Origin of the sequence: Thermocrispum sp. (assembly GCF_002919275.1) — a bacterium.
GTDB classification, from domain to species: Bacteria; Actinomycetota; Actinomycetes; order Mycobacteriales; family Pseudonocardiaceae; genus Thermocrispum; species Thermocrispum agreste.
This window is the reverse complement of the sequence record NZ_PKFA01000038.1, coordinates 36,127-60,388: the sequence shown is the minus strand read 5'-3', so window position 1 is coordinate 60,388 and position 24,262 is coordinate 36,127. Positions and strand designations below refer to the sequence as shown.

The following is a 24,262-nucleotide window of genomic DNA, read 5'->3' as shown; positions in this document are numbered from 1 at the left end:
AGTGATGCGGACGGTCACGCCGTCCGCACGCATGCGAGGCCTCCGACGGCCATGGGACGTGTTGCGTTCCTCGCTCGATCGTGGGGTCTCGAGCAACCTGTCGTGCCGCTGCTGTGCATTGTTGCACTTCTTGTGTGATTCGTGCGGAACGAGCGCCATGATCGGCGGGAAACCCCTCCGATCGACGCACAGCGGCCGCTGTCGGCGATGTGCCAAGGTGATGGCATGCGTAACGGCCTGATCGTGGTCGGTTCGGCCAACGTTGATCTGATCGTGCCGGTCGACCGGCATCCGCGTCCCGGCGAAACCGTGCTCGGTGGGGACACGGTGACCGCCCCCGGCGGCAAGGGCGCCAACACCGCCGTGGCGGCCGCGCGCGCAGGCGCGGCCGGGGTCGGAGTCGCATTGCTGGGCGCGGTCGGCTCGGATGCCAACGGTGAGCTGCTGCTCACCGCGCTCGGTGACGCGGGGGTGGACACCTCCTGGGTGCAGCGCACCGACGGCCCCAGCGGTGCCGCCTACATCGCGGTGGATCGGGAGGGTGAGAACACGATCGTCGTGTCGCCGGGGGCCAACGCCCGGGTGGACACCGCAATGGTGGACCGGGCCGCGGACGCCATCCGAGCCGCCGCGGTGCTGTTCGCCGTACTCGAAGTGCCACTGCCGACTGTGGAGTACGCCGCGCGCATCGCCGCAGGCGCGGGCGTGCGGGTGGTGGTCAACGCCTCTCCGGTCGCGAAGCTGCCGGACGAGACGATGCGTGTGCTCGATCCGCTGATCGTCAATCAGCACGAGGCCGCTGCGCTGCTGCCCGGCAGACACGCGGCCGCTGATGGTGCCGAGCTGGCCGAGGCGTTGCGTCAGCTGGGCCCCCGATCGGTCGTGGTGACGCTCGGCGCGGACGGCGCGGTGGTGGCTGACGCCGAAGGCCTCACGAAGGTGCCCGCGCCGCAGGTCGACGTGGTCGACACGACCGGTGCTGGGGACGCGTTCGCCGGGACGCTGTGCAGTCACCTGGCGGCCGGTTCGTCGCTACGCGAAGCGACCGGCAAGGCCGTGGTGCGGGCGGCGGAGGTGGTCACCCGGCACGGGGCTCAGGTGGCCTCGTAGCCCCAGCGCACGTTTCCGCACGGCTGCCGCGGAGGCTCGAGCCGCTGCTCGTCAGCAGTGCCACCGTCGATGCCCGTGGCCGTACCCGTGCCCGTACATCGATCCGAACCAGCCGCGCCGCGGGAACCTGATGATCAGCGTGCCGCCGTGGACTCGCCCGGTGATCACGATGCGCGGCTTGCCCGGCCTGCCGGTGGTGTGCGTGCGGTCGTCGATCGAGCCGAACTTCACGTGGGTGATCCCGTTGGTGTCCACCGCGGCGCCCTCCGGGATCGTGATGACGACGTTTCCCCACTTGCAGTCGACCTCGAGGTTGACCACGTCCGCGGCGAAGTCCGCCTCGGAGAAGTCCAGCCGGGTGTTCCCGTACCTGTTGCGGGCGAGCACGTATTCCGGGACGTACCACGGGCCTTCCCGCACCAGGTTCGCGTAGCTGCTGACCAGCTCGAGGCGGTCGGACGGCGGAGAAGCCGGCTCGCCGGGGCCGGCGCCCGGCCTCGATCCCGGCCGCGGGGCGTCCGGGTGGGTCAGCCCGGGCAGGTCCGACAGCACCACGTTGAGCTGGCTCCGAGTGGTGGCGGAGTAGGCGATGTCGGTGCGTTCGGTGAACTCGTCCAGGTCGATCAGGCCACGGCCGATCGCTTTCTGCAGCAGCTGGACGACGTGCTCGCGCTCCTCGTCGGACACCCGGTAGTCGCGCGGGTGGACGGTCGTGCCCTCGGCGCTCATACCTGCCAGGCTAGGCCTCGGCAGGCTCCGGCGAATCCGGGGAATTCCCGGAGTTTGCGTTGCGCTGATCGGCGATGAGCGACTTCGTGCCTGCGTTGAGCACCGCGAGCAGCGGCACGGCCAGCAGCGCGCCGGCGATCCCGGAGACGATGAGACCGCCGGTGATGGCCAGGATGACCGCCAGCGGATGCAGCTTCACCGCGCGGCCGAGCAGGATCGGCTGCAGCACGTGGCCTTCCAGCTGCATCACCGCGGTCACGATGGCCAGCAGGACCAGCGCTTTGATCCAGCCGACCGTCACCAGCGCGATGATCACCGCGACGCCGCCTGCCACCACGGCACCGATGATCGGGACGAACGCGCCGAGGAACACCAGCGTGGCCAGCGGGACGACGAGCGGCACGCCGAGGATCCACAGCCCGATGCCGACGCCGACGGCGTCGACCACCGCGACGACCATGGTCGCCCGCACGTAGCTGATCAGCGATGCGAAGCCTTCCTTGCCCGCGTTGTCCACCACCTGCCTGGCCGGCTTGGGCACCGCGCGAAGCAGGAACGCCCAGATGTGCTCGCCGTGCACCAGGAAGAAGATCAGGATGAACAGGGTCAGCAGGAACCCGGTGAGGAACTCGCCCACCGCGGTCGCCGTGGTCAGCGCGCTGGTGGTGATGGAAGCCTGGTTCTCCTGGATCAGCGTGATCATCTGGTCGATGAACCGGCTGATGTCGCTCGACTTCAGGTGCAGCGGCCCTTCGATGAGCCAGCGCCGCGCTTCGTCCAGGCTCCGGTTCAGCTGTTGCTGCAGCGCGGGCAGGCCGTCGGAGAACTGGATGATCACGAACGTCATCAGCCCGCCGAGCACGGCGAGCCCGGCGATCACCGTGACGGCCGTGGCGAGCCCGCGCGGCAGCCGCGCCTTGTGGGTCAGCAGGTTGACCAACGGCACCATCAGCGCGGCCAGCAGCAGGGCGATGGCCAGCGTGGTGGCCAGCACGGAGAGCTCACCGATCAGCCAGATCACCACGCCGAGCGCGCCCGCGATGACCAGCAGCCGCCACGAGTAGGCGGCCGCGATGCGGACGCCGACCGGCACGTACGGCGTCACGTCCTCCGGTGGCGGCGAGAGGTCCCGGGGAGGCACGACCTTGGCGCCGGGCTGGACCGGGCCCTCCTGCTCGCCGCCGACGTCGGGAGCGTCCTGACCTCGGTGTGCGGACTCCTCGGAGTTGCTCACCACATCACGGTATCCGGATTCGACTGCCGGTAGGAACGACACCCCCGGTGTGGGACGCCCGGACGGGAAACGTCACATCCGTCGAGTGAATAGCGCGGAGACCGATAGTGACACCATTTCTACAAATGTGCTCGGTCGAGTGATCCGGGTCGCTGAAAGTGGTCGGCTCACGCCCGGGAAACAATGGAAGGCTGGGCGTCGTGTCATTCCGACGTCGGATGCCCTCGGTCGCCGAGGTTTGTCGGGGGTGATCCGTTGAGAGCGCTCCTGCCAGCGGAAACATCACACTTCTCGGCGACCCCGTCAGTGTGATCTTCGGGTGGCCGTCCGGCATGCCTCGTGATTGAGTTGCCGTGTTCGGAAAGCAATTGCCGGAAACCGGCGCACCGGCCTGGTTTCGGCAAACACCTGCGATTCCCGTCATCGGGCGGATAGGGAGAACGACATCATGCGCAAGAACTTGATTCGGGTCGGTGCCGCTTTCGGCATCGCGGCCGGGATGGCCGTCTGCGGCTCCGCGGTGGCCAGTGCGGCCGAGACCTACGACGTGCCGCCGTTCCCGAGCGCGGTCGAGCAGCAGCAGATCTTCATCGAAGGCGGCAAGAACCTGGGCATGGGCGCCGCGCAGCTGGTGTCGGCGACGTACCTGGGGGTCCCGGCTTCGGTGATCGACGCCGTCGAGGAGGCAGGCAACTACTTGGGCGGCTGAACGTGCCGAGCGACCGTGGGTGCCGGGGCGGGAACGACGATGGTCGGGCTCGCCCCGGCGCGGTCGCGCCCGGGGAGACGCTCGACCTGGTGCGATCACCCGCCGTGGTTCCCGGTTGCACGGAGTGTTTGTCACACGATCGGGGACTCTGGGCGTGCCGGACGTGCCAACCCCGACCCTCCCTGCGAAGCTCGAAGTAGAGCAACGTATAGTGTTCAACCAGACACGGAGAGCGACGATTTGATCATCGTTGCGTCCCATTGACCCCGAGTTGTCCGAATTGCTCGTCCAACCCGACCCGAAGGTAGTGACCGGTTCCCGTGGCTAAGTCCGGCTCGCAGACACTCCGGCGCGTGTGGCGCTGGTGGGCTCGCGCTGCCGTCATGATCGGCGGTGTGATCGCGGGCTGTGTCGCTGCCTGGGCGCTGGCGGGCAGCGTCGCGCACGCCGCTACGGCCGACGAGAGCCCGGCCCGTCCGATGCACGAGGCGGGCAAGCACTTCCGCGAGAAGGCCGCCGAGGCAGCGGAGAAGCTGTCCGAGGCGTCCCGTAAGGCGGCCGCGTCCATGAAGGAAGCGGCAGCCTCCATGAAGGAAGCGGTCGAGCGTGGGGCGGAGAAGGCCCGCGAGGCGTTCCGCGGCGGCCGCAAGGACGACGAGCAGGCGGGCAAGCCCGAGTCCGAGGCGGAGCGCCTGCCGCAGCTGACGGACTCCCCCGCAGCCGGGTCGGCGCGGCCGCACATCGGCAAGCTGGGTCGCCACCTCGGCAAGGGCTTGCACGACTTGGGTGGTCTGCTGGCCGACGTGCTGGGCGGCGGCAAGTTCGCCGACGCGCCTGGTGTGCCCGGCCAGCCGGGAGACCCGCAGTGCGCGAAGCGCTTCCGGGCATGGTGCGGCTGGTTCGAGGTGACCCGGCCGGAGGAGCAGCTCCCGGTGCTGCCGGGCGACGAGGAGTCCCCGCTCCTGCCGACGCTGCCCGCGGTCGGGCTGATGCCGCTGCTGCCGTCGGTCGGCCAGCAGCTGCCGGCCACCGACGCGACCGCCTACCGGGCCGTCACCGCGCCGCTGTCCCTGCACGACCTGAACCGGCGTGCCGCCGTCACCGGCGCCGCCGATGACATCGAGGCTGGGTTCGGCTCTGCCGACCAGTCGACCGACGAAGACTTCCCGGGCGAGAAGGTTCCGACGGACGCGCCCGGGCAGCCCGCGACGACGGCACCGAACGCCGGTGTCGCGCACGGCGGGCACGTTGACGGGTCGCCGATGGCGATCACCGTTGCGACGGCGGCTGTTGCCGCCTGCGGCGTCACGTCGACGCTGCGTCGTTCCATTCCGGGTGTGTACCGCCCAGGCGGTCAGCCCGGTGTCACCCCTGACTGAGGTTCTCCCCGCGGCCGTAGGCGCCTGCGGACGATCGCTGCTCGCAGTTCAGCTCACTCGTCCGCGCCGCTGCGGCCTCCCCGCGCTGCCCGCGTGACGGCGGCGCGCCCGGCGACCCCCCGAATCGCCGGATCTCGACCAGGACAACCTCACATCATCAAGGAGAAGGATCATCATCATGCAGAACTGGGCAAAGCGCGGCCTCCAGACTGCGCTGGTCACCGGCGGCCTGCTGATGCTGGGCACCGGCATCGCGTCCGCTGACGAGAAGGACGCGGTGAATCCGGACAAGCCGGCCAACCCGTTGGACGCTTCGCTGACGATTCCGATCGACATCGGCAACAACGCGATCGGCACCCCGCTCGGCCAGGTCAACCTGCCCGAGGTCAAGAAGACCATCAGCACCAAGCCGGTCACCGACGCGCTGAAGGGCGCGGCGGCCAAGCTGTCCGGCCAGCGGGTGCAGCAGGCTGGCGAGAAGGCGGCTGCGGTCGCCCAGGGGGTGCAGCAGAAGGCCACCGCGGCCGCTCCGCAGCAAGCCAAGAAGGCCACCTCGTCGCACGAGGCAGGCACGCTGGAGGGCAACCGCGGCAGCGTGGACATCGTCGTCCCGGTGCAGATCGCCAACAACGCCATCGCGTTGCTCGGTGACGCCGAGGTGTCGGGCGGCGACCACCAGCAGACCTACGAGGGCGGCTCGGGCGTCACCACCGACGGCTCCGGCGGGGTGCTGGCGGGCAACGTGGTGGACGTCGACTACGCACTGCCGGTGCAGATCGCCAACAACGCGCTCGGCGTCGGCGGCAAGGCGACCTCGACGGGCAACAACGCCACCCAGGAGATCAAGACCGGGGACCACACCGCCACCGACGGCTCCGGCGGGGTCCTCGCCGGGAACGTGATCGCCCCGCAGGGCGCCACCCCGGTGCAGCTGACCAACAACGCCGCGGCGCTCATCGGCAAGGCCGACTCCAGCGGCAACACCAGCGAGGTGAAGGCCCAGAGCGGCGGCTCGCTGCTGTCCGACGGGACCGACGGTGTGCTGGCGGGCAACGTGGCCGGTGTGCCGGTCGCGCTGCCGGTCGAGCTGAACAACTCGGCGCTTGCCGGCATCGGCAAGGCCCAGAGCACGGACAACGCCACCTCCGCGGAGGCCCAGGCGGGCGACGTGCGGCACGGCTCGCGGGTCATGAAGACCTACGCGGAGACCCACGGTGACAACGGCGTGGCCTCCGGCACGCTGATCCAGCCGCAGGTGGCCAGCGACGTCAACGTGCACGGCCTGGCAGGTGCGGTGGGCGGCATCGCCGCTTCGGGGCTCGGCGAGAGCAAGAGCACCACGGCAGGCAACACCAGCAGCACGACCGCGCAGGCCGGTGGCTACTCGAACACCTCCGCGGTGGGCGGTGTGCTGAGCGGCACGGTGGCCGACGCGCCGGTGGCGTTCCCGGTCGAGGGCTACTGCGCGGCTGCCGGTGTGGTCGGCAAGGCTTCGGCGCAGTGCGACAACGAGACCACGGCGAAGGCGGGCCGGGAGACGTTCACCGACGGCACCGACTCGGTGCTGGGCGGCACCACCGCCACCACCCCGGTCGGCGGCACGATCGAGGCGTTCGGCCTGGCCGGCTCGGTGATCGGGACGGCGGACGCCGAGGCGACCGAGACCAAGGAGATCAAGGCGGGCGGCTACAACGGCTCGCGCGGTGACGGCTCGGTCGGCGGTGGCAACATCGTCCAGACCCCGGTGGCGACCCCGATCGAGCTGTTCGGTGGCGCCGCTTCGCTGGTCGGCAACAGCTACGCCTCGGCAGAAGAGGAGAAGGACGTCAGCTCCGGTGGCGACGGCAACACCGAGGACGACAACGCGGTGCTGGCCTCCAACGTGATCGCCACGCCGATCGCGCAGCCGGTGCAGGCGTTCGGCCTGTCCGCTGCCGGTGTCGGCATCGCCGACGGCTTCGCCACCTCGGACACCGAGACCACCGCCGGTGGCAAGTACACCGGCTCCGGTGAGCACGCGGTCGGCTCCGGCAACATCGTCCAGGCGGCCAGCGCGGCTCCGATCCAGGTGTTCGGCGCGTCCGCTGCGGCGGGCGGCATCACCACCGCCGCTGCGGAGAACTTCAGCTCCACCTCCGCGGGTGGTGACAACGACACCAGCGGTGCCGGGAGCGTGGCGTCGGGCAACGTCGCGGCGGTGACCAACGCGCTGCCCGCGCAGGCACACGGCCTCGGCGCTTCGCTGATCGGCAACACCACGGCCTACTCGGACAACGTCACCGAGGCGTTCGCCGGTGGGATGACGACCACCGACGGCTCCGGCGGGGCGCTGAGCGGCAACGTGGTCAACGGCCCGATCGGCGGTGCGGCCGGCGTGTTCGGTGACGCCGTCTCGGTCGTCGGGTTCGCCCAGGGCGCTGCGGGCAACGACGTGACGGCGATCAGCGGTGACTTCACCGAGACCAACGGTGACGGTGGCTCGGTGTCCGGCAACGTGCTGAGCGCCGACGTGGTGCCGGTGGCCCAGGTGTTCGGTGACGCGGTGACCGTCGCCGGCTTCGCCGACGGCTGGGCGGAGAACAGCACCTACCCGTTCGCCGGTGGTGACATCGCCAGCTCCGGCGAGGCTGGGGCGCTGAGCGGCAACGTCTTCGACCTGCCCGCTGCCGCGATCGCGCAGGTCCTGGGCAACGCGGTCGCCGTCGGCGGCCACGCGTTCGGCACCGCCGAGAACGAGGTGGTCGGCGCCGCGGGCGGCGCGGTCGACACCGACGCGATCGACGCGCAGCTGCCGGTCGGTGTGCTGGCTCAGGTGTACAACTTCAGCGTCGACGTGCTCGGCGAGGCGGTCGGCACGGTGACCGGCAACACCGTCGACGTCACCGTCGGCGAGGACGAGCTGCACAGCCTGGTGCTGGACGGCGCCGAGCTGCTCGCCACCGAGCTGCCGTCGGTGAACGGGCTGCCGGTGAAGACCGTGGCGTACCAGCGTTCCGGCGCCCCGGACGTCACCCAGGAGCTGCCGAAGATCGCCGACCTGCCCGAGCTGCCGGAACTGCCCGACGCCGGTGAGCTGCCGGTGGACGTCCAGCTGCCGCAGGTCGACCTGCCTGCGCCGGCTGACCTGCCGACGGTGGAGCGGAACGCCGGCATCAAGCAGACCGGGCTGCGTGGCCTGTGGGCCAAGCTGACCGGCGCGCTGAGCGGCAAGCAGATGCACATCCAGGGCTGATCGAGTCATCGATCCTTCTCACGGCCCCTCCCCGCGGTGCCAAGCGGGGAGGGGCCCCTTTTTGTGCAGGGTCGGAGGAGCTCCCTGCCGTGTCCGGTGTGCCTCTACGGGGCCGGATCGTGCGGGATCGGGGGCAGGTCCGATTGCCGGATCGTGGGGTCCGGTAGTGGTGGCTTGCGTGCAGGGGTCGGCGGGAGTGGGTGCGGTGTGTGTGGGGGGTCCTGGGGCGGAGGGTGCTGTGTGGCTCGGGGCGGTTCGGTTGCCGGATCGTGGGGTCCGGTAGTGGTGCTTGTCGTGTGGGGATCGGGCGGGAGTGGGTGCGGTGTTCGTGGGGTTCTGTGCGGGAGGGTGCGCTTCGTGCGGGGCTCGGGGCAAGACTGACCGGTTACCGCGTCCGTGGCGTCCAGCGCTGCCGCCTCTCGCGCAGGGATCAGGAGCGGTCGATCGCCAAATCGGCGATTGTCAATCGGTACACCGGTACTGCTCGCTCGGGTGTATCTGCGGGTGTTCGCCGGTTCGGCTCCCACGCGGGAGCCGGGGGGCCGATATCGTGGGCGGCAGTGCGAATGGGGAGGAAGCATGACCAAAGCTGACGTCGAGAGCGCCGTCGAGCGGACACTCGGACAGCTGCGACGAATGGATGCTCCCCAGTCGTTTCCCGAGGAGGCTTCCGGCGACAAGGCACGCGACAAGCCGTTGACGCTGGCGGATCTGTACGAGACGCACCGGATGCGGTTGGTCCGGCTGGCGATCTTGCTGGTGGACGACGTTGCGACCGCAGAGGACGTGGTGCAGGAGGCGTTCGCCGGACTGCACCGGAACTGGAAAGGGCTGCGTGATTCCGCGGCCGCCGTCGGATACCTGCGTGCGGCGGTCGTGAACGGAGCCAGGAGCGTGCTGCGCCGCCGGAAGACGGCACGGGAGTACGTCCCGCCGCATGCGGTGACGGCGCGGTCCGCGGAGTCCATGGCGATGATGTCGGCCGAGCACCAGGCCGTGGTGCAGGCGTTGGCCAAGCTGCCGCCCCGGCAACGTGAGGTCCTGGTGCTGCGCTACTACGGCGGCTTGACCGAACAGCAGATCGCCGAGGCCACCGGGATCAGCAGGGGGTCGGTGAAGTCGACGGCCAGCCGGGGCCTGGACGCCCTCCAGCGCGTCATGCGTGAGGTCGAGCAGGCGACGATGAAGCGTACGTGACCGATGACTGACCGTGACGAGGAACGACTGATCGCCGACGCGCTGAAGGCGAAAGCCGGCCACGGCGGTGGAGCACTCTTCCGGCAAAGCTCATCCGAACGAGTTACGCAAGAACTACAGACGGTGGTTCCCGACGACTGGTCACCGAGCGTGCACGACGCCGGGATGCGGTCGGCGGGAGGGTCTGCGAGCCCGCGATGGATCTTGCTGCTCGCCGCGGCATTGGGCCTTGCCGCGGGCGCAGTCATCGGATTACTGACCGTGGTGTAGGCGCGATGACGCGCCGTTGGCGAAATCCCTCGAATGTACCAATCGTGACGAACGGCCGTTTTCGCTATGATGACAGACAGTTCCTTCTTGTGTGTTACAAAGGCCCCAGTCCACGGTCACCCTGAGTAACACTTTCTCGTCGTCCTGGACCCCGGCGACGCCACGCGAAATCGGCGCTCGTTAGGGGTTCCTATGTCCAGTTCCATCGCAGCGGCTCCGTCGTTCGGGGTGCGCCAGCACTTCATGCCCGCGCGGGGTGAGCGCCGGCAAGCCGCGCCTCCCAGCCGGGGGCAGGCCGGCCGCTCGGAGCAAGCAAGCCGGCCGCAACAAGCGAGCCGCGCGGAGCAAGCCACCCCCGATCCGTATGCGGAGCTCGTCGAAGCGGCCAAGGCGGGCGATCAATGGGCGATCGAGCGCCTGATCGCCCAGCTGCGCCCGTTGATCGTGCGGTACTGTCGCGCCCGCATCGGCCGGTCGGTGAGCACCTTCGCCTCCGCCGACGACGTCGCCCAGGACGTGTGCATCGCGGTGCTGACCTCCCTGAGGTCGTACCGATCCACCGGCGCCAGCTTCCTCGGATTCGTCTACGGCATCGCCACCCACAAGATCATGGACTTCCACCGCAAGTACTCCCGGGAACGGTCCACGCCGGTCGCGGACATCCCGGACGTGGTGACCACCGCCGCGGAACCGGAGCGGCGGTTGCTGCACGACGAGCTGGGTCAGCAGGTGGGTGCGCTGCTCGCGGAACTGTCCGACACCCAGCGAGACGTCCTGACCCTGCGTCTCGTGGTCGGCTTGTCGGTGGCGGAGACCGCGCAGGCGACGTCGATGTCGCTCGGTGCGGTGCGGGTGTGCCAGCACCGTGCGCTGGCCAAGCTGCGGAAACTGCTGGCCGATCGCCAGGTCACCGCGCAGGTGTAAGGCGTCGTCGACGGTGCAGCGTGCGACCGGTGTGGCCGTCCTCGGCGGTGAGCGCTCCCGGCAGAGGTGGCGCGGTGGTCTCGGCCTCGATCACCGTTGAGGTGGTGTCGGCCAGGGCTGCCGGCATGCGCTGGTGTGTTGTGCCTCGCGGTCGGGGGCCGGTTTCGGCGCGCTGGAGCTGGCCCGCGTCGATGTTGTGTCTCGCCGTAGGGGGCAGCGCATGGCTGTCCGTGGCCGTGGCCTGGTTCCGGTCACGCTCAGCTGGTGATCGACCGGGGATGCCTCGGAGCTGTCGGCATGCGCCCGCGATGGCCGGATCCCGGGCTTTCGACGGTGCGTGACAGGCCGACCGCGCTGCGAATGTGGCCGGCGACTCGGGTAGCGTGAAGTCCCGTGGACCTCGCGTTGCCGATTGCCAAAGCGTCGCTGCTGCCGGAGTGGCTGGACCCCGAGCGACTGCTCGACGGTCTGACGCCGGCGGTCATCGCCATCCTGTGCGTGATCCTGTTCGCCGAGAGCAGCATCTTCCCGGTGCTCCCCGGGGACTCGCTGCTGTTCACCGCGGGCTTGTTCGTGGCGACCGGGGCCATCGACGCTCCGCTGTGGTTGGTGTGCACGCTGGCCACCGTCGCGGCGATCGTCGGCAACGTGGTCGGGTTCAGCATCGGGTGGAAGGTCGGGCCCGCGCTGTTCAAACCCGATTCGCGGTTCTTCAAGCCGCAGTACGTGGACAAGACGCACGCCTTTTTGGACAAGCACGGTGCCAAGGCGGTCGTGCTGGCCAGGTTCGTCCCGTTCGTGCGGACGTTCATCACCTGGATCGCCGGCGTGGGCCGGATGGATCCGCGCAAGTACTTCACCTTCACGGTGCTAGGCGGCATCCTGTGGGCGGCCGGGCTGATCGTGCTCGGCTACCTGCTCGGCGACATCGCGTTCATCCGGGACAACATCGACGCGATGGCGATCCTGATCGTGCTCGTGTCGGTACTGCCGATCGTGATCGAATACGTGCGGTCGCGCCGCAAGAAGAAGAACGCGGCCGAGTCGCAGGCCGATGAGCCGGTGCGCCCGCAAGCGGAGAACTGATCGCGTCGGCGTGATGCGCTCGATCCGCCGGACGGCGATGCCCGGGCCGCGGCGCATCGAAGTGGCGTAACTGCTGCGCCTGGACGCGATGTTTTCGCGGCGGCCGCCTGCCCGCGCCGAGCACCCGGCTTGAAGCGTCCAAGCCGAGAGGTTCGCTCGGCGAGTGCGACGGCCGGACCTTTTTCCTGGTGCTTGGCACGTGTGGACAGCGCTGCAGGCGTTGCCCAGCGGAAGCGCCTGCCCGTGACTGCCACTGATCGAGCGATCGGTCAGCGGCGCGCCGGGAACGCCCGGGCCGCGTGGGCATGGTCGTCGCTGCAGTCCGGGGTGCGTGAGGCTGTGGTTGCCGCTTGGGTTGGTGGGGCGGTGTTTGGCTCGGTACGGCGTGTGGCGGTGCGGCGGTCGGGTGAGCGGTCTGCGGTGTGTTGGACGCCGATCGAGTTGCGCACGGTCCGGCTCACCAGCCCACCGATGCCTTGGCACTGCGGTCTTCGCCCGGATCGTCGGCGACCTCCCTTTCGGGCCGGTCAGCGGGCGCGGCCGTCACGGTGTGCAGCGCCGCCCGGGTGTAGGGCCGAAATCGTGCATCTGGTCACACGCCAGGAAATTCGGTTGCGACGCGCCCCGACTTCCTGGATAGTTGACAGACGAAATTAGTTGATTGATGCAAGCAACTAGTGAGGCCATCCGATGTCCGGTACCGCCACCCCCACCGACCTTTCGGCGACCGTCACCGACTCCACCGGCGGGATGCCGCCGGAGAAGATGGTGAGCGCCGAGCGGCTCGGTGACACGTTCAGCCGGCTGATCCGGGTGCTGACCAAGGCCAAATTCCGGATGTCCAGCGAGCTCCCGGAGATCGAGCCGAGCGCCTTCCCCATCCTGGCCGTGCTGCACCGGGAAGGCCCGAGCCGGACGTCGACCATCGCGGAGCGGGTCCACGCCGACGTCTCCACGATCAGCAGGCAGACATCCGCACTGGTACAGGCCGGGTTCATCGAGCGGCAGGCGGATCCGAACGACGGACGGGCCTGCCTGCTCGCCCTCACCGAGGCCGGCCACGAGATTCACGAGCGCGTACGCGCGGTACGGAACCGATGGCTGGCGACGATCTTGCAGCACTGGCCCGACGACGACGTCGACCGCCTGGTGACGCTGCTCGGCCGGCTCAGCGACGACATCACCCGCAACCTGGCAGCCACCGAACCATCCGCCGAACGCAATCGCGCATCGCACACCGAGAGGACCGCATGAGCAGGGGTACCACCCATCAGCCGCCGACGGCGGCCCCTGACGCGGACGAGATTCCGCTGCTGTCGCACCGGCAGATCGTGACGATCCTGTCCGGGCTGATGATGGGCATGTTGCTGGCCTCGTTGGACCAGACCATCGTCAGCACCGCCATCCGCACCATCGCGGACGACCTGCACGGGCTCAGCATCCAGGCGTGGGCGACCACCGCGTACCTGATCACCGCGACGATCACCACGCCGATCTACGGCAAGCTGTCCGACATCTACGGGCGCAAGCCGCTCTACCTGACGGCCATCTCCGTGTTCCTGATCGGATCGCTGGCCTGTACGTTCGCCACGTCCATGTACGAGCTGGCGGTCTACCGTGCCGTGCAAGGACTCGGCGCCGGTGGCCTGATGTCGCTGGCCATGACGATCGTCGGCGACATCATCCCGCCGCGGCGGCGCGCCCGCTACGCCGGCTACATGATGAGCGTCTGGGGTGTCTCCAGCGTGCTCGGTCCGGTCCTGGGCGGGCTGTTCGCCGGCATGGACACGTTCGTCGGGCTGGACGGCTGGCGCTGGGTGTTCCTGGTGAACCTGCCGGTCGGCATCGTGGCACTGGTCGTGGTGACCAGGGTGCTCAACGTCCCGCACCAGCCGCGCAAGCAGCGCATCGACTGGTGGGGCGCGGCCACGCTGACCGCGTTCCTGGTGCCGTTGCTGATCCTGGCCGAGCAGGGACGCCAGTGGGGCTGGACGTCCACCACGGCGCTGGTCTGCGTCGCGGTCGGCCTGGCCAGCCTGGTCGCCTTCGTGCTGGTCCAGCGCCGGATGGGCGAGGCGGGCCTGATCCCGTTGCGGCTGTTCACCAACAAGACGTTCACCGTGGCGCTGATCGCCGGGTTCATCCTCGGCGTGGCGATGTTCGGTGCGATCGTGCTGATCCCGCAGTACCTGCAGATCGTGCAGGGCTTCTCGCCGACCGAGGCCGGCCTGCTGAGCCTGCCGATGATGGTCGGGATGATGTCGTCGACGCTGATCGTCGGCCGGATCACGCAGAAGACCGGGCGGTACAAGATCTTCCCGATCATCGGCACCATGGTGATCTCGCTCGGATCGCTGCTGTTCGCCCAGCTGGAGTGGAACAGCCCGACGTGGCACGCGCTGGTCCTGATGGCGGTCATCGGAGCCGGTCTCGGCGCCTGCATGCAGACGCTGATGATCGCGGTGCAGAACGCCGGGCCGCGCCGGGACATGGGTGTCTCGACGGCGTCGGCCACCCTGTTCCGTCAGGTCGGCGGCACGCTGGGGGTGGCGGTGTTCCTGTCCATCCTGTTCAGCACCCTGTCCGGCAACATCGCGTCGGCGTTCCGCTCGCTCGGCGTCTCGCCCGCGGCCGTGCCCAAGGGCGTGGACGTCATGGCGGACTCGTCGTTCCTGCAGGAAATTCCGCTGGAACAGGCCAAGCCGTTCCTGATCGGCTTCACCGAGTCGATCAATTCGGTGTTCTACGTCGCCTCCGCCGTGGCGTTGCTGGCGACCGTGGTGCTGCTGTTCCTGAAGGAAATCCCACTGGCCGACGCCCGCGGCCCGCACGATCGGGAATCGAATGCCGAACTCGCGGCAACAACCGCGGGGTGAGAAACGACAAGACATCGAGCCGTACGACGCCGAATTCCGTGGAGTTCGTGGAAACGGTGTCGTACGGCTCGTATCGTGGGGTACGGCACTTCGGGCCCCTGGTTTCTGTCGTCTTCACCCGATCGACGTAGGCTGACGCATTGTGCAGGGACTGAGCTGGCTGACGGATGCAGGGCCGACCGTGGTGTGGGTCGTGGTTCTGTCGTTCGTCTTCATCGAATGCTCGTTGATCGTCGGCTTGTTCCTGCCCGGGGACACGCTGTTGTTCGCCGCCGGAGTGATCCTCGCCGACCACGACGCCGAGGCAAGTGCCTGGTGGTTGTCGCTGGTGGCGCTGGGCGTGGCCGTCGTGGCCAACCACGTCGGTTATCTGATCGGGAGCAAGGTCGGCACCCGGTTCGTGGCCAGGCGCGGCGGCAAGATTCTCAACCGGGAGAACCTGGAACGTGCCAGGGCGTTCCTGGACCGGCGCGGCGTGTTCGCGATCGTGCTGGCCAGGTGGCTGCCGTGGGTGCGCACGCTGGCGCCGCTGGTCGCCGGGGCCGCCGGTATGGACAAGCGCAAGTACTTGTTCGCCACCGCCGTCGGAGCGGTGCTGTGGGTGCCGACGCTGGTGCTGCTCGGCTACTACGGATCGGGTCTGCTGGATCAGCTGCCGTGGTTGCAGGAGCTGGTGATGTGGGGCATGGTCGTCTGCGTCGTGGCGGGCACCATCTGGGGTCTGTGGAAGTACCGGCAGGAGATCGCCAAGCCGGTGGAGGACGAGCCGGTCGGCTGACCCGGGTCACCGCGCCGCCCGGTCCAGCCGGGCCGCCGCCTCCAGCAGCATCCAGCCGCTCAGCTGCACCGTGAGGTCGCGGGCCGCCTCGGGAAACGGGATCCGCAGCGGCTGGGACCAGTCCGGGCCGAACAGGGGTCTGCCGTGTACGCGTGCGGCGTTGTGCCAGCATGCTTCCGCCGATGTCCGGACCAGGTTCGCTGCCGTGCCTGCGGCCTCGCCGGGCAGCCGGATGGCGGCATCGGCGAGATAGCGGGCCAGGATGCCGGGAAACAGCCCGCCGTCCCCGCCTCCCTCTCCGCGCAGCACGCCACCGGGAGCCAGATGCTCCGCGACGGCGTCGATGGTCCGCACCGCCCGGTCGCACCACTTCGGCTCCTGCGCCGACCACAGCTCCACGCACGCGCCGAGATAGACGCCCTGGCAGTAGGTGTAGATCCGGCGGGACAGCTTGGCCGGGCGGCCGTCGCGGTAGATCGCCAGGCCGTCGAACACCAGGCCGGTGCGCGGATCGACCAGGCGCTCGGTCATCCACTCGGCGATGGCCGCCGCGCGGTCCCGCTCGCCGAGGCGGGCGTGCAGGATGGCGGCCGGCCCGTTGGCCGGAGCGTTCTTGTACTCGGTGCCGCGTCGCCAGCGGATGCCACCACCCTCGGTAGTGGACCAGGCCGACCACAGCTCGGCGGACAGCCGACGCACGGCGCGCCGGGTGTTCATGCCGGTCACGGCAGCGGCTCGGTGCAAGGCCAGCGCCAGCCACGCCATGTCGTCGTAGTAGTTGTTGATCCAGCGCATGCGGTTGCGCAACCACACGCCGCGGGCCAGACCGCGGACGAGCCCGGCGCGCCGCGGCGTCGGCGCCCGTAGCTGGGCGTCGACCAGGCAATCCAGCAGGTGCGCCTGCCACCAGTAGTTCCAGCCGGCGTGCATCCGGTGCCGCATGGCCTGCGGCCACGCGTCCCTGCCCAGCCGGGTGCCGGGCAGCGCCCACAGCAACCCGAGGTGCCGCCCGAGGACCGCGGCTTCCGCCTCGGCCGCCCGCTCGATCACGTTGTGCAGGCTAGTCCGGACACGCCCTGCCCGCCTGCCTCGAACGGGCAGGCTTGCGATGGATGACGATGCCGTCGCGGGGCTACCAGGCCTGGTTCAGATCGGCATGCTGCCGGATCCACGCGTGCATGACGATTCCCGCGGCGACGCCTGCGTTGATCGACCTGGTCGACCCGAACTGTGCGATGGACACCCGCAGAGCGGCGGCTTCCTGCGCTTCGGCGGACAACCCCGGCCCCTCCTGGCCGAACAACAGCAGCGACTTCAGCGGCAGCTCACATCGTTCCAGCCGCTGTGCACCCGGGGTGTTGTCGACCGCGACCACGGTCAGCCCGTGCTCGTCGGCGAAAGCCTGTAGCGCGGCGATGTCCGGGTGATGGTGGATGTGCTGGTAGCGGTCGGTCACCATGGCGCCCCGCCGGTTCCACCGGCGCTTGCCGACGATGTGCACCGCCTTCGCGGCGAACGCGTTGGCGGTGCGTACCACGGTGCCGATGTTGTGGTCGTGCTGGAAGTTCTCGATGGCCACGTGGAATGGATGCCTGCGCCGGTCCAGGTCGGCCACGATGGCCTCCCGGCGCCAGTACCGGTACCGGTCCACCACGTTGCGCCGGTCGCCGTTGGCCAGCAGCTCGGGGTCGTAGCGATCGTCCGACGGCCACGGGCCCTCCCACGGGCCGACGCCGACCTGGCCGCGCGCGGTCCACTCGGTGGGGCCCGGTTCGTCGGTCGTCACGCCAGTCCCAGGTCTTCCAGCCCGAGCAGCGACCGGTATTCCAGGCCGCGGGCCTCGATGGCCTCGCGCGCACCGGTGTCGCGGTCCACGATCGTCGCCACGCCGACCACGGTCGCGGAGGCTTCCTCCAGCGCGTCGACCGCGGTGAGCACGCTGCCGCCGGTGGTCGAGGTGTCCTCCACGGCAAGGACGCGCTGGCCTGCCACGTCGATGCCCTCGATACGCCGTTGCAGGCCGTGTTGTTTGCTTTCCTTGCGCACGACGAACGCATCGAGCACCACGCCGTCGGCCGCGGCGGAGTGCAGCATGGCGGTGGCCACCGGGTCGGCCCCGAGGGTGAGGCCGCCTGCGGCGACGTAGTCCCAGTCGGAGGTCAGCTGGCGCATCAGCTTGCCGATCAGCGGGGCGGCGGCGTGGTGCAGCGTCGCGCGGCGCAGGTCGACGTAGTAGTCGGCTTCCTTACCGGAAGCGAGCGTGACCTTGCCGTGCACGACGCACAGCTCGGTGATCAGCCGGGCAAGCCGGGCGCGGGCGGTTTGGTCGACAGCGGCGGTAGGGCGGGATGACGTCACAAATCTTCAGCCTACGAGCCCGTGCCGCACGGTTCGTTTCGCGGGTGCCGTGGGTGAGACGTGTGTGGCTTCGGGCTGGTTTGCCGGGTGCCGCACGGTTCGTTTCGCGGGTGCCGTGGATGAAACGTATGTGGCTTGGGGGCCGGATTGCCGGGGTGCCGCACGGTCAGGTGCGGCCGCGCTGCGTCGCGACCTTGGCCCCCACCCACCGTCGCGCGGGCGGCGGCAGCAGCCGCACCAGCGCCAGCAGCGCCTTCCACCGCTTGCCGGGCACCGAGACGCCCTTGCCGCGGTCGAGGTCCGCCAGGCATTCCCGCACCACGCGGTCCGCGTTCAGCCACATCCACCGTGGACCGCGATCCTGGTCGCCCGCCCGGTCGTGGAACTCGGTCCGGGTGAACCCGGGGGCGAGGGCGAGCACCCGGATGCCGGTGCCGGCCAGCGAAGCCGCCAAGCCCTCCGAGAAGGCCGTCACCCACGCCTTCGTGGCGCCGTAGGCGGCACCCGCGGCCGGGAAGAAGCCCGCGAAGCTGGACACGTTGACGATCGCCCCGGAACGCCGCCGGATCATCCCGGGCAGCGCGGCGTGGGTCAGCCGCATCACCGCCGTGACGTTGACCTCCAGCTGCTCGTTCAGCCGCTCGACCGGCACGTCGGCGAACGCGCCGTTGAGCCCGAAGCCCGCGTTGTTCACCAGCAGATCGACCGGGTTGTCCGCCAGCCACTGCTCGACCGTGCGCCGCTGCGCGGCGTCGCCGAGGTCGGCGGGCAGCACGTGCGCCTCGACGCCGTGCGCGCCACGCACCTGGGCCGCCACCTTCTCCAGCGTCTCCCGCGTGCGGGCGACCAGCACCACGTCGTAGCCGCGCCCGGCCAGCTGCCTGGCGAACTCCGCGCCGATGCCCGCGCTGGCCCCGGTGATCAATGCGGTCGGCATGCCGCCAGCTTAGCGGCATGATCACCGAGCGTGCCGGTTCCAGCCCACGGTGTGGCCGGAGTGTCGTCGCCGCCGGCCTGTCGAGCCGCGGGCGACGGTCGTAGCGGCGTCAGCCGGGCGCGGCAGCGCGGGCCGGGCGCGCGGGGCCCGATGACCAGCACGTCGTAGTCGAACGTGGCGCGGCAGCACGGGCCGGGCGCGCGGGCCGGGCGGCGCGCATGCCGCTCACGGCCCCGGCAGCTCGGCGAACCAACGGTGATCGCAGCGCTCGCGGCCGCACTCACAGCGGGCCGTGCGGCCGTTCGTGGAGCGGATCCACGTGCCGGACACCTTCCGGCGGGTCCTGCCACACGTGCTTGTCCGAGGCGCTGACGTCACCCGGGTCCACGATGTCGGCGATGTCACCGAGGTCGCGCAGCAGCCGTTCCAGCCTGGTCGGCCCGGCGTTCGGCGACACCGCGGCCAGCACCCAGTCCTGCTCCAGCCACAGCACGCTCACGTCGCCGCCGAGCTCGTCGGCGTGGTCGATCAACTCCTCCGACAGGTGCTGCTTGGCCAGCTCGAGGTCGTCGGTGAAGGCGTACCGGTGGCCTGCCGGCCCGAGCAGCTCGGGCATCTCGGCGCGCTGGAACGGCACCGACGGCAACCACAGCTCGAGCAGCACCGGGAACACCTCGCCCAGCCGGATGGCCACCACCGTCGCCGGGATCTGCCGGTCCGCTTCGATGTCGAACACGTACACCGTGCGGCGGCCCTCGCTGGTGAACGTGGACCCGGCCACCACGTTGACCGCCGCCTCGGCGCCGTAGTACCCCATCGCGCCCTCGGTCCAGTGGCTGACCATGCGGGCGTCCTCGTCGGCGAACTTCCAGCCGCGCAAGTCCGCCCAGCGCAGCCGCTCACGATGCCGGGAGCCTTCCCGCGACTTGTCGATCGCCAGCAGGGTCAGCCCGGCGACCAGGGCGATGAACGCGATCAGGAACCAAACCCAGGCAGGCACGTCAGCCAGCCTATCGCCAGATCCAGGTCAACTCGCTCGAGTGACGACGAGCGTGTCGGCCGTGGGGTTGTCGGAGACGTCCACCCGCACCTTGTCGCCGTCCCGGACCTCCCCGGACAGCAGCGACTTGGCCAGCTGGTCGCCGATCGCGGTCTGCACCAGGCGGCGCAGCGGCCGTGCCCCGTAGATCGGGTCGTAGCCGTTGACCGCCAGCCACTCGCGGGCCGCCGGTGTGACATCCAGGGTCAGCCGCCGCTGCGCCAGCCGCTCGCTCAGCCTGCGCACCTGGATGTCCACGATCGACCCGAGCTGTTCGGTGTCCAGCGAGTGGAACACCACGATGTCGTCCAGCCGGTTGAGGAACTCCGGCTTGAAGTGCTGCCGCACCACGCTCATCACGGCGTCCTTGCGGCCCCGGTCGTCCAGCGTCGGGTCGGCGATCGCCTGCGAGCCCAGGTTCGACGTGAGCACCACGATGGTGTTGCGGAAGTCGACCGTGCGACCCTGGCCGTCGGTCAGCCGCCCGTCGTCGAGCACCTGCAGCAGGACGTCGAACACGTCCGGGTGCGCCTTCTCCACCTCGTCCAGCAGCACCACGGAGTACGGGCGGCGGCGCACCGTCTCGGTCAGCTGGCCGCCCTGGTCGTAGCCGACGTACCCGGGCGGGGCGCCGACCAGCCGGGCCACCGAGTGCTTCTCGGCGTACTCGCTCATGTCGATCCTGGTGAGCGCCCGCTCGTCGTCGAACAGGAACTCGGCCAGCGCCTTGGCCAGCTCGGTCTTGCCCACCCCGGTCGGACCAAGGAACAGGAACGAGCCGGTCGGCCGGTCCGGGTCGCTGACCCCGGCGCGGGACCGCCGCACCGCGTCCGAGACCGCCTTCACCGCTTCCTCTTGGCCGATCACCCGCTTGCCGAGCTCGGCCTCCATGCGCAGCAGCTTGCCGGTCTCGCCCTCCAGCAGACGGCCCGCCGGGATGCCGGTCCACGCCGACACCACGTCCGCCACGTCGTCCGGCCCGACCTCTTCCTTGAGCATCGGGCTCTCCTTGTCGCCCGCCGCCTGCGAGGCCGCCTCCAGCTCCTTCTCCAGCGCCGGGATCTTGCCGTAGCGCAGCTCGGCGGCGCGACCCAGGTCCGCGTCCCGCTCCGCCCGGTCCGCTTCCCCGCGCAGCTGCTCCAGCTGCTCCTTCAGGTCACGGATCCGGTCGATCGACCGCTTCTCGTTCTGCCAGCGCGTGGTGAGGGCGGCCAGCTGCTCGCGCTTCTCGGCCAGCTCGGTGCGCAGCGCCGCCAGCCGCTCGCGGGACGCCTCGTCCTGCTCCTTCTCCAGCGCCATCTCCTCGATCTCCAGCCTGCGGACGGCTCGCTCCACCTCGTCGACCTCCACCGGCCGGGAGTCGATCTCCATCCGCAGCCTGCTGGCCGCCTCGTCGACCAGGTCGATCGCCTTGTCCGGCAGGAAACGCGCGGTGATGTACCGGTCGGACAGCGTCGCCGCGGCCACCAGGGCGCTGTCGGTGATCCGCACACCGTGGTGCACCTCGTAGCGCTCCTTGAGGCCACGCAGGATGCCGACGGTGTCCTCCACCGACGGCTCGCCGACCAGCACCTGCTGGAAGCGGCGCTCCAGCGCGGCGTCCTTCTCGATGTGCTTCCGGTACTCGTCCAGCGTGGTGGCACCCACCATGCGCAGCTCGCCGCGGGCCAGCATCGGCTTGATCATGTTGCCGGCGTCCATCGAGCCCTCCCCGGTGGTGCCCGCGCCGACGATGGTGTGCAGCTCGTCGATGAACGTGATGATCTGGCCCGCCGACTCGGTGATCTCCTTCAGCACCGCCTTGAGCCGTTCCTCGAACTCGCCGCGGTACTTCGCGCCGGCCACCATCGAGCCGACGTCCAGCGCCACCACCCGCTTGCCGCGCAGCGAATCCGGCACGTCACCCGCCACGATGCGCTGCGCCAGGCCCTCCACGATGGCCGTCTTGCCCACGCCGGGCTCGCCGATCAGCACCGGGTTGTTCTTGGTGCGGCGGGACAGCACCTGCACCACCCGGCGGATCTCCGCGTCGCGCCCGATCACCGGGTCGAGCTCACCCTTGCGGGCGCGCTCGGTCAGGTCGACGCCGTACTTCTCCAGCGCCTGGTAGGTGCCTTCCGGGTCCGGCGAAGTGACCCGCGCCGACCCGCGCACCTTGGTGAACGCCTCGCGCAGCGCTTCCGGCGTGGCGCCGTGCCGCCTGAGCAGGTCGGCCACCTGACCGCCTTCGGAGGCCAGGCCGACCATCAGGTGCTCGGTGGAGACGTACTCGTCACCGAGTTCGGTGGCCAGCTGCTGCGCCTTGCTCAGCGACTTGACCGCGTAGCGGTCGAACGACGGGGCGGACACGGTCGCACCGGTGGCGGTGGGCAGCGTGCGGGTGATCGACTCCAGCTCGGCGTGCACCTTCCGTGGGTCCGCGCCCACCGCGGTGAGCAGCGGGCCGGCCAGGCCGTCGCTTTGCGCCAGCAGTGCGCCGAGCAGGTGAGCGGGCGTGATGTCCGGATTGCCCGCGACCGTCGCCGCTTGCGCCGCCGACGAGATCGCCTGCTGCGTCTTGGTTGTCGGGTTGAACGCGTCCATCCCCTGCCTTCTCCGTGCGTTCCGATGAAGCCTGTGTGACCGCTGTGTGCAGCGTCGTCATCTGGTCAACGTCGGAAAAGTTGAGTGAGTTCCGCTCAACTTTCGTATCGGTAGGCTCGGTTGATGGCAACTGCGATCGTCACGGGTACCGCTTCCGGGATCGGCGAGGCATTGGCCGACAAGCTGGTGGCCCGCGGCGACACCGTCTACCTCGCCGACCTCGACACCGATGGCGCCGCACGGGTGGCCGAACGGCTCGGGTCCCGCGCGTTCGCCCGCCGGCTGGACGTCACCGACGCGGCAGCCGTGCAGGCGCTGGTCGACGAGGTCGACGCCGAGCACGGGCTGGATCTGATGGTGAACAACGCCGGGATCGCGGTCGGCGGTGCGGCCGACGAGCTCGGGCTCGAGCACTGGAATCGCTGTATCGACGTGAACCTGCGCGGCGTCGTGCACGGCGCGCACGCCGCCTACCTGAAGATGAAGGCCCGCGGGCGGGGGCAGATCCTCAACACGGCGTCGCTGGCCGGTTTGGTGGTCAGCCCGCTCACCGGCCCGTACACCGCGACCAAGCACGCCGTGGTGGCGTTGAGCCTGAGCCTGCGCGCCGAGGCCGCCCTGCACGGGGTGCAGGTGAGCGTGCTGTGCCCGGGCGTGATCGACACCCCGATCTTCGCGCAGGCCAACGACCGGCTGCCGCAGACCGCGGTCGGGACGAAAGCCAGGGAGCTCTTCCACGACCTGGCGAAGCTGCTGCAGGGCGGCAAAGTTCTACCCGCCGGAGCGGCTGGCCGCCGACGCATTGCGCGGGCTGGAGACCGACGCGCCGGTCATCGTCGCCCCGCTCGGCGCACGGGTGACGTGGTGGCTGGACCGGGGTGCGCCGATCCGGCTGCGCGACGTGATCAGCCGGATCGGCCTGAAGGGCATGAAGAAGAAGCTCGGGGATCTGAGCCTCCGCCCGCGGTCAGCGCACGCCAGCCGGGGCGTGGAACGGGGCGATGGTGACGCCTGCGGCCTCGAGGGCCGCGCGCACGCGGCGGGCGAGCGTGACAGAACCAGCCGTGTCGCCGTGCACGAGCACCGTGTCGCACGGCACCGGTATCTCGGTTCCGCTGACGGTGGTGACGGTGCCCTTGGTGGCCAGCTGCACAGCGCGTTCGACCACGAGATCGGCGTTGCGCACGAGCGCGTCGGGGTGGCGACGGTCGACCAGAGTTCCGTCGTCGTTGTAGTTGCGGTCGGCGAACCCGATCACCGCGACCGGAAGCCCGTGTTCGCGTGCCATCGCGGTGAGCACGCCTTCCTGGCAGACGACGACGAGTTCTTGGTCGAACGCGAGCACGGCGTCGAGCACACCGCGGGCGTAGGTTTCGTGGGTCACGCAGAGGTTGCCCAGCTTGCCGTGCGGTGAGACGTGCCGGACCGGGACGTCGTGCCGCCGGGCGAACGCGGCCAGGGCCCCGATTTGATACAGCGTGTCGGTCATGACCTCGTGCCTGCTCAGCTCGATGGTGCGGCGGCCGAAGCCGGGGAGGTCGGGGAAGCCGGGGTGGGCGCCGAGCGAGACGCCGTGCTCGGCGCAGGCTCGCACGGTGCGATCCAGCACCCTGGGGTCCCCGGCGTGGAAGCCGCAGGCCACGTTGGCCGAGGACACGATGGACAGCAGGGCGTCGTCGTCGGCCACCGTGTACTTGCCGAACCCTTCGCCGAGGTCCGCGATCAGGTCGATGGTCTTGGTCATCGGCTCCGTCCTGTTGGCGTGAACGTGCTGGTTGTCCCGGTGGGCAGGGCCGCACGCAGGCGGCGGATGGGTGGCCC

The 24,262-nt window shown here is 69.9% G+C and carries 21 protein-coding genes; 12 read left to right on the top strand and 9 right to left on the bottom strand.

The features are described 5' to 3' along the window. The first annotated feature begins 225 nt into the window (after positions 1-225). Complete coding sequence (locus tag CXP56_RS08390; RefSeq protein ID WP_028847446.1) at positions 226-1,110, top strand: ribokinase; 885 nt, start codon at positions 226-228, stop codon at positions 1,108-1,110. A gap of 51 nt (positions 1,111-1,161) precedes the next feature. On the opposite strand, the gene CXP56_RS08385 is transcribed toward CXP56_RS08390, so the two are convergent. Together CXP56_RS08385 and CXP56_RS08380 are read right to left on the bottom strand one after the other, a co-directional pair. After that, positions 1,162-1,839, bottom strand: a complete 678-nt coding sequence (locus tag CXP56_RS08385) for a DUF1707 SHOCT-like domain-containing protein (protein WP_051310106.1) — start codon at positions 1,837-1,839, stop codon at positions 1,162-1,164. Between the two features lie 10 nt (positions 1,840-1,849). Continuing rightward, on the bottom strand, positions 1,850-2,980 hold the full coding sequence (locus CXP56_RS08380) for an AI-2E family transporter (protein ID WP_286900662.1): 1,131 nt from the start codon (positions 2,978-2,980) through the stop codon (positions 1,850-1,852). A gap of 541 nt (positions 2,981-3,521) precedes the next feature. Between CXP56_RS08380 and CXP56_RS08375 the strand changes: the two genes are divergently transcribed. From CXP56_RS08375 to CXP56_RS08330, 10 genes are all read left to right on the top strand, one after another. Continuing rightward, positions 3,522-3,782 carry a hypothetical protein gene (locus tag CXP56_RS08375; protein ID WP_038044912.1) on the top strand — a complete coding sequence of 87 codons (261 nt, stop codon included), beginning with the start codon at positions 3,522-3,524 and terminating at the stop codon, positions 3,780-3,782. 383 nt (positions 3,783-4,165) lie between these two features. After that, the gene (locus tag CXP56_RS08370) at positions 4,166-5,161 is read left to right on the top strand and encodes a hypothetical protein (protein WP_286900645.1); all 996 of its coding nucleotides are present in this window, start codon (positions 4,166-4,168) and stop codon (positions 5,159-5,161) included. A gap of 178 nt (positions 5,162-5,339) precedes the next feature. Continuing rightward, positions 5,340-8,393: a beta strand repeat-containing protein gene (locus CXP56_RS08365; protein ID WP_028847449.1), complete on the top strand. Its 3,054-nt coding sequence runs from the start codon at positions 5,340-5,342 to the stop codon at positions 8,391-8,393. 579 nt (positions 8,394-8,972) lie between these two features. Beyond that, the gene (locus CXP56_RS08360) at positions 8,973-9,590 is read left to right on the top strand and encodes a SigE family RNA polymerase sigma factor (RefSeq protein WP_028847450.1); all 618 of its coding nucleotides are present in this window, start codon (positions 8,973-8,975) and stop codon (positions 9,588-9,590) included. Between the two features lie 3 nt (positions 9,591-9,593). Continuing rightward, positions 9,594-9,860, top strand: coding sequence for a hypothetical protein (locus tag CXP56_RS08355; protein ID WP_156899174.1), 267 nt, complete (start codon positions 9,594-9,596; stop codon positions 9,858-9,860). A gap of 243 nt (positions 9,861-10,103) precedes the next feature. Beyond that, positions 10,104-10,784 carry an RNA polymerase sigma factor ShbA gene (gene shbA, locus CXP56_RS08350; protein ID WP_084609155.1) on the top strand — a complete coding sequence of 227 codons (681 nt, stop codon included), beginning with the start codon at positions 10,104-10,106 and terminating at the stop codon, positions 10,782-10,784. A 393-nt stretch (positions 10,785-11,177) separates the two neighbouring features. Continuing rightward, positions 11,178-11,870 (top strand): DedA family protein, encoded by a 693-nt coding sequence (locus tag CXP56_RS08345; RefSeq protein WP_286900644.1) that lies wholly within the window; start codon positions 11,178-11,180, stop codon positions 11,868-11,870. 690 nt (positions 11,871-12,560) lie between these two features. Next, on the top strand, positions 12,561-13,124 hold the full coding sequence (locus CXP56_RS08340; protein WP_051310108.1) for a MarR family winged helix-turn-helix transcriptional regulator: 564 nt from the start codon (positions 12,561-12,563) through the stop codon (positions 13,122-13,124). Beyond that, positions 13,121-14,746 carry a DHA2 family efflux MFS transporter permease subunit gene (locus CXP56_RS08335; protein ID WP_051310109.1) on the top strand — a complete coding sequence of 542 codons (1,626 nt, stop codon included), beginning with the start codon at positions 13,121-13,123 and terminating at the stop codon, positions 14,744-14,746. Before CXP56_RS08340 ends, CXP56_RS08335 begins: the two co-directional genes overlap by 4 nt. A 142-nt stretch (positions 14,747-14,888) precedes the next feature. Then, on the top strand, positions 14,889-15,524 hold the full coding sequence (locus tag CXP56_RS08330) for a DedA family protein (RefSeq protein ID WP_286900643.1): 636 nt from the start codon (positions 14,889-14,891) through the stop codon (positions 15,522-15,524). A 6-nt stretch (positions 15,525-15,530) separates the two neighbouring features. On the opposite strand, the gene CXP56_RS08325 is transcribed toward CXP56_RS08330, so the two are convergent. The 6 genes from CXP56_RS08325 to clpB all read right to left on the bottom strand — a co-directional run bounded on the left by CXP56_RS08325 (position 15,531) and on the right by clpB (position 22,441). Beyond that, positions 15,531-16,583: a glycoside hydrolase family 76 protein gene (locus CXP56_RS08325; protein WP_286900661.1), complete on the bottom strand. Its 1,053-nt coding sequence runs from the start codon at positions 16,581-16,583 to the stop codon at positions 15,531-15,533. Between the two features lie 73 nt (positions 16,584-16,656). Next, a complete protein-coding gene (locus tag CXP56_RS08320) occupies positions 16,657-17,310 on the bottom strand; it encodes a TrmH family RNA methyltransferase (RefSeq protein WP_028847454.1) in 654 nt (217 codons plus the stop codon). Then, on the bottom strand, positions 17,307-17,882 hold the full coding sequence (gene pyrE / locus CXP56_RS08315) for an orotate phosphoribosyltransferase (protein ID WP_028847455.1): 576 nt from the start codon (positions 17,880-17,882) through the stop codon (positions 17,307-17,309). Before pyrE ends, CXP56_RS08320 begins: the two co-directional genes overlap by 4 nt. Positions 17,883-18,048: 166 nt before the next feature. Then, entirely contained in the window at positions 18,049-18,819 is a 771-nt protein-coding gene (locus tag CXP56_RS08310) for an SDR family NAD(P)-dependent oxidoreductase (protein ID WP_286900642.1), read from the bottom strand. A 280-nt stretch (positions 18,820-19,099) separates the two neighbouring features. Next, the gene (locus CXP56_RS08305) at positions 19,100-19,819 is read right to left on the bottom strand and encodes a TtfA family protein (protein WP_245566623.1); all 720 of its coding nucleotides are present in this window, start codon (positions 19,817-19,819) and stop codon (positions 19,100-19,102) included. 27 nt (positions 19,820-19,846) lie between these two features. After that, on the bottom strand, positions 19,847-22,441 hold the full coding sequence (clpB, locus tag CXP56_RS08300) for an ATP-dependent chaperone ClpB (RefSeq protein WP_286900641.1): 2,595 nt from the start codon (positions 22,439-22,441) through the stop codon (positions 19,847-19,849). Between the two features lie 123 nt (positions 22,442-22,564). On the opposite strand from clpB, the gene CXP56_RS08295 reads away from it, so the two are divergent. Beyond that, positions 22,565-23,449, top strand: a complete 885-nt coding sequence (locus tag CXP56_RS08295) for an SDR family oxidoreductase (RefSeq protein ID WP_286900640.1) — start codon at positions 22,565-22,567, stop codon at positions 23,447-23,449. On the opposite strand, the gene CXP56_RS08290 is transcribed toward CXP56_RS08295, so the two are convergent. Further along, a complete protein-coding gene (locus CXP56_RS08290; RefSeq protein ID WP_286900639.1) occupies positions 23,409-24,185 on the bottom strand; it encodes a LamB/YcsF family protein in 777 nt (258 codons plus the stop codon). The genes CXP56_RS08295 and CXP56_RS08290 overlap by 41 nt on opposite strands. Positions 24,186-24,262: the final 77 nt, after the last annotated feature.